Below are 5,087 nucleotides of genomic sequence, written 5' to 3' on the forward strand. Positions count from 1 at the left end.
AAAAAGAGAAGCTATGAAAAATCAATAAAATAAAAGATATATGTTAAAAAACGTTAAATATATAGATATAGTTGCTTTTTATACTAACTATACCCTAAATATACATTTAAAGGATAGTTAGGTATTACGAAATGTACTACTCTTCATATATCTATATATAATTAATATGTTTTTCATAGATGTAATTATAATCATTGTATATTATATCTACTATAACGTATTTATATATTATATCCGCTCATATTATATAGGTATAATTGTATATACATATATAATACAAATAAATAATAAAAAACGTCATTTTAGGTCAATTTAAACTTTAAAAATGACGTTTTTTATTATTTTTCGTTTTCATGTAATGATTCTAAATTAACTTCAAATTTTGAATCATCATTTAGAGATTTAACATATGCTGTACCAATGTTATTGTCAACACTAACTAGTTTTACTGGTTTATTATAATAATAAAGTGTAATATTATTATTTTCATTATTATTGCATATTTCTGCTGCTCTTCTAAGTTGCATAGTGCACCTCCTTATATTTCTTAACTTATATTTTCCTAATATACATATCTTATTCAAAATAAAAGAGACTATTTTCATAGCCTCTAAATTTCTAAAAATTTATCTTGGATTTACGACAAGCTTAATAGCTGTTCTTTCCTCTCCGTCTATATTGACATCAGTAAATGATGGAACACACACTAGATCTATACCACTTGGTGCAACAAATCCTCTTGCTACAGCAACAGCTTTAATAGCTTGATTTAAAGCTCCTGCTCCAATAGCTTGAATTTCAGCACTTCCATTTTCTCTTATAACTCCAGCTAGAGCACCTGCTACAGAATTTGGATTAGATTTTGATGAAACTTTTAATACATCCATTTCAACATCCCCCTCTTATGTTTCTTTGTAGAATATTATTAAATTGTATAGTATCCTATTTAACTACAAATTCTATAAAAAAAATAAAAACTCCTTTATTTTAATATTAAAATTAATATTATATTGATATAACTAAGCTTCATAGATTATTTACATATTCTAAGTAGAAATACTTTCCTAAAATTAAAAAGCCTATTAAGGGTTACTTAATAGACTCCTATATTTCTAAACTTTCCATATCTATGATTTACTATTTCATCATTAGAAAAATCTTTATAAAAATTTAATCTGTTTATTATATAATTTTTAATATCATTTGATACAGCTTCTAAATCACTATGAGCTGTACCAGGAGGTTCTTCTATAATATGATCTATTATTCCTAATTCTTTTAAATCTGAACTCGTAAGTTTCATTATTTCACTAGCATCTTTAGATTTAGATGCATCTTTAAATAGAATGCTTGATAATCCTTCAGGAGAAATAACTGAATAAACTGAGTTTTGAAGCATGGCTATCTCATTTGAAACACCTATCCCAAGTGCTCCTCCACTCCCCCCCTCTCCTATAACAATAGATAGTATAGGTACTTTAAGTGAACTCATTTCAAGTAAATTTTTTGCAATAGCTTCTCCTTGACCGCGTTCTTCAGCTTCTATTCCGCAAAATGCTCCTGGAGTATCTATAAAAGTAATTATTGGCCTATTAAACTTTTCAGCTTGTTTCATAAGTCTTAGAGCTTTTCTATATCCTTCTGGATGAGGCATTCCAAAGTTTCTTTTTATTTGTTCATTTATGTCTTTTCCCTTTTGATGTCCAATTAACGTAACTTCAAAATCTCCTATTTTTCCGATTCCTCCAATTATTGATGGATCATCTTTATAAAGTCTATCTCCATGGAGTTCTATGAATAAAGAACATATGTTCTTTATGTAATTTTCGGCATTTGGTCTCTTTATATCTCTACTTATAGAAACCTTATCCCATGCAGATAAATCTTTAGGGTTAGTAGTTTCAATATTTTTAAGTTTTATTTCCAATTTTTCTATTTCGCAACTTAAGTCTATATTGCTTTTATTTGATAGTTGTTTTAATTGTTTTATGCTTTCTTTTATCTTATTTATATCATTTTTCGAACTAATGTTCTGTGTGTGCAATTAAATCACCTTCTTTACAATAATTATAACCATGTAAGCTTAATAAGTTAAATAAAGTATCTTTCATTTGGTCTCTATTAACTATAAGATCTACAAAACCATGTTCTAATAAAAACTCAGATGTTTGAAAGCCTTTAGGTAAATCTTGTTTAATAGTTTGTTTTATAACCCTTGGGCCAGCAAAAGCAATCAAAGCATTAGGTTCTGCTATAATTATATCCCCTAGCGTTGCAAAACTAGCAGTAACTCCTCCTGTAGTAGGATTAGTAAGTATAGATATATATAAAAGACCTGCATCTGACAACTTAGACAGTGCTTGAGATGTTTTTGCCATTTGCATAAGAGAAACCATACCTTCTTGCATTCTAGCTCCTCCAGATGCACAACAAATTAACACAGGGAGTTTATTATCAATAGCGTATTCTATAGATTGAGTAATTTTTTCTCCAACTATTGCTCCCATACTTCCCATCATAAATTTAGGATTCATTACACATAAAACGACTTCTACACCATGTATAAGCCCTTTACCAGTTATAACAGCTTCTTTTTCGTTTGTAGCATTTTTATACTTTGATATCTTACTCTCATAGTCGGGGAAGTTTAATATGTTTTTAAATTCTAAATCATAATCAAATTCTTCAAAACTATTTTCATCTAATAACAATTGAATTCTTTTTCTAGCAGAAAAATCATAGTGTTTATTACACTTTGGACATATATTAAAATTTTCTTCAATATCTTTTCTAAATACTTGGCTTTTACAAGTTTCACAATAAATCCAAAACTTATCATCTACACTATTTTCTTTAAAATTCTGATTTAAATGAACAACTGCATAGTTCTGACCTTTTCTATTTAGGAACTTCTTAATCATAATCAAAATCTCCTTAACTTAAGCATTTAAGCTTTTTATAAAACTAGTTTCTATAAATTTAGTATGATGAGTATTATCCATAAACTCATTAGAATTTATAAGTTGTTTTTGAAAATCTATGTTAGTAGTAACTCCTTCTATGATTATCTCATCTAGAGCTCTATTCATTCTACGTATACATTCTTCTCTACTGTCAGCTATGCAAATTAACTTTCCTAACATAGAATCATATATAGGTGGTACTGTATATCCAGGATATATAAATGTATCAAATCTTACTCCGAATCCTCCCGGTATATGAATAGACTCAATCTTTCCTGGACATGGTCTAAAATCATTATCAGAGTCTTCCGCATTTATTCTACACTCAATGGCATGACCTTTAAATTTAATCTCATTTTGTTTAAATGGTATTTCTTTTCCACTAGCAATAAGTAGCTGTAAGTTTATAAGGTCTATACCTGTTATCATTTCTGTTACAGGATGTTCAACTTGTATTCTAGTGTTCATCTCAATAAAATAAAAATTCTTATCTCTATCTACAATAAATTCTATAGTCCCTGCTCCAACATAACCTATACCTTTAGTTACTTTTACAGCTGTATCATATAGTTTTTTCCTCTGATTGTCATCTAGATAAACACTTAAAGATTCCTCTATAAGTTTTTGGTTTCTTCTTTGCATAGAGCAGTCTCTATCTCCAAGATGTATTGCATTATTTAAGCTATCTCCAAATACTTGAACTTCTATATGTCTTGGATTTTCAATATATTTTTCCATATATAAAGAGCTATCTCCAAATGAAGATAATGCTTCTGCTTTTGCTATATCAAATAAAGAATTAAATTCACTTTCATTATAAATTATTCGCATACCCTTACCGCCGCCTCCACTAGAAGCTTTTATCATAACTGGGTATCCAATAGTTTTAGCTAATTTTTTAGCTTCGTCTTTATCCTCTAAAATTGATTTAGATCCAGGAACAACTGGAACATCTAAATTAATCATCGTTTCACGTGCTTTTGATTTGTTTCCCATTAGCTCTATTTGATTAGGTGTAGGTCCAACAAAGATTATATTGTTATCAATACATGCTTTAGCAAACTTAGCATTTTCTGATAAAAAACCAAATCCCGGATGTATAGCATCACAATTCATTTTTTTTGCTAAGTATATTATATTATCGATATTGTTGTAACTTTTACTTATATTATTAGGTCCTATACATATAGATTCATCAGCTAAGTACCTGTGTAAACTTTCTTTATCTATTTCAGAGTATATAGCAACAGTTTCTATGTTTAGTTCTTTACATGTACGAATTATTCTAACTGCTATATCTCCTCTATTTGCAATTAATAATCTTTTAATCATAAACTGCCTCCTATTAAATTGTTTTTATTTTAAATATAGCCTGATTATATTCTACTAAATCTTCGTTAGATACTAATATCTCAACTACTTCGCCATCTACATCACTATTTATCTCATTCATAAGTTTCATAGCTTCAATTATACAAAGAGTATCTCCTTTAGAAACCTTGTCTCCTACTTTTACAAAAGTACTTGATTCTGGACTTGATGCTTCATAATAAGTTCCCATTATAGGAGCTTTAATTACATGAATATTGTCATTATTAGCATCTAAATCCATAGAAGTTTCTTCTTTATTAGCTTCACTATATGTGCTATTTACTTCTGCTAGTTTAAGTTCTTCTTTTTTATTTTCTACTGTTTTTGTATTTGTAGGAATTTCCCCTTTAGATACTTCCAAAATAAAGTTCTCATCTTTTAAGTTTACATATGTCAAATTAGTTTTATCTATAGTCAATAATAATTCTTTTATCTCATTTACTTTCATAATTACCTCCTCGTATTATTACCTGGTACTAACATTATATCACAAAAAATGGTTTTGCAAAGTAAAAAGTGCTACTTTTATAAAAAGTAGCACTTTTATTTTTATTCGATTCTTTGTTCTATACTTTCTAACTCTTGAATAGTAAGACCTGTAATTTCGCATATAAATTTTTTATCAGCTCCTTTTAATAGGAGTTCTACAGCCATATCTATTTTTAGTTTTCATTAAGGTTTTTATTAGCTTCTTTCATTTTACAATGTTTTTTTATTTTCTATTACTTGAACTGCTTGAGAAAAACTTTGTAT

Annotated in this window: 6 protein-coding genes; all 6 read right to left on the minus strand. The window is 28.1% G+C overall.

From position 1 onward, the window contains the following. Positions 1 to 338: 338 nt before the first annotated feature. Entirely contained in the window at positions 339 to 527 is a 189-nt protein-coding gene (locus tag LEQ07_RS19405) for a small, acid-soluble spore protein, H family (protein WP_046824074.1), read from the minus strand. A 99-nt stretch (positions 528 to 626) separates the two neighbouring features. Next, complete coding sequence (locus tag LEQ07_RS19410; RefSeq protein ID WP_046824075.1) at positions 627 to 887, minus strand: stage V sporulation protein S; 261 nt, start codon at positions 885 to 887, stop codon at positions 627 to 629. A gap of 206 nt (positions 888 to 1,093) precedes the next feature. Further along, positions 1,094 to 2,044 carry an acetyl-CoA carboxylase carboxyltransferase subunit alpha gene (locus tag LEQ07_RS19415; protein WP_263331896.1) on the minus strand — a complete coding sequence of 317 codons (951 nt, stop codon included), beginning with the start codon at positions 2,042 to 2,044 and terminating at the stop codon, positions 1,094 to 1,096. After that, positions 2,025 to 2,921 carry an acetyl-CoA carboxylase, carboxyltransferase subunit beta gene (gene accD / locus LEQ07_RS19420; RefSeq protein ID WP_046821742.1) on the minus strand — a complete coding sequence of 299 codons (897 nt, stop codon included), beginning with the start codon at positions 2,919 to 2,921 and terminating at the stop codon, positions 2,025 to 2,027. Before accD ends, LEQ07_RS19415 begins: the two co-directional genes overlap by 20 nt. Before the next feature lie 18 nt (positions 2,922 to 2,939). Continuing rightward, the gene (gene accC, locus LEQ07_RS19425; protein WP_263331898.1) at positions 2,940 to 4,295 is read right to left on the minus strand and encodes an acetyl-CoA carboxylase biotin carboxylase subunit; all 1,356 of its coding nucleotides are present in this window, start codon (positions 4,293 to 4,295) and stop codon (positions 2,940 to 2,942) included. 13 nt (positions 4,296 to 4,308) lie between these two features. Further along, on the minus strand, positions 4,309 to 4,782 hold the full coding sequence (accB, locus tag LEQ07_RS19430; protein WP_046821740.1) for an acetyl-CoA carboxylase biotin carboxyl carrier protein: 474 nt from the start codon (positions 4,780 to 4,782) through the stop codon (positions 4,309 to 4,311). Positions 4,783 to 5,087 lie beyond the last annotated feature (305 nt).

Source organism: Paraclostridium sp. AKS73 (genome assembly GCF_025671395.1).
Taxonomy (GTDB): domain Bacteria; phylum Bacillota; class Clostridia; order Peptostreptococcales; family Peptostreptococcaceae; genus Paraclostridium; species Paraclostridium benzoelyticum.

Bases quoted from the DNA above. Each gene is read 5' to 3' on its own strand.
- accB (WP_046821740.1), bottom strand. From the start codon at position 4,782: ATGAAAGTAAATGAGATAAAAGAATTATTATTGACTATAGATAAAACT.
- LEQ07_RS19410 (WP_046824075.1), bottom strand. From the start codon at position 887: ATGGATGTATTAAAAGTTTCATCAAAATCTAATCCAAATTCTGTAGCA.
- LEQ07_RS19405 (WP_046824074.1), bottom strand. From the start codon at position 527: ATGCAACTTAGAAGAGCAGCAGAAATATGCAATAATAATGAAAATAAT.
- accC (WP_263331898.1), bottom strand. From the start codon at position 4,295: ATGATTAAAAGATTATTAATTGCAAATAGAGGAGATATAGCAGTTAGA.
- accD (WP_046821742.1), bottom strand. From the start codon at position 2,921: ATGATTAAGAAGTTCCTAAATAGAAAAGGTCAGAACTATGCAGTTGTT.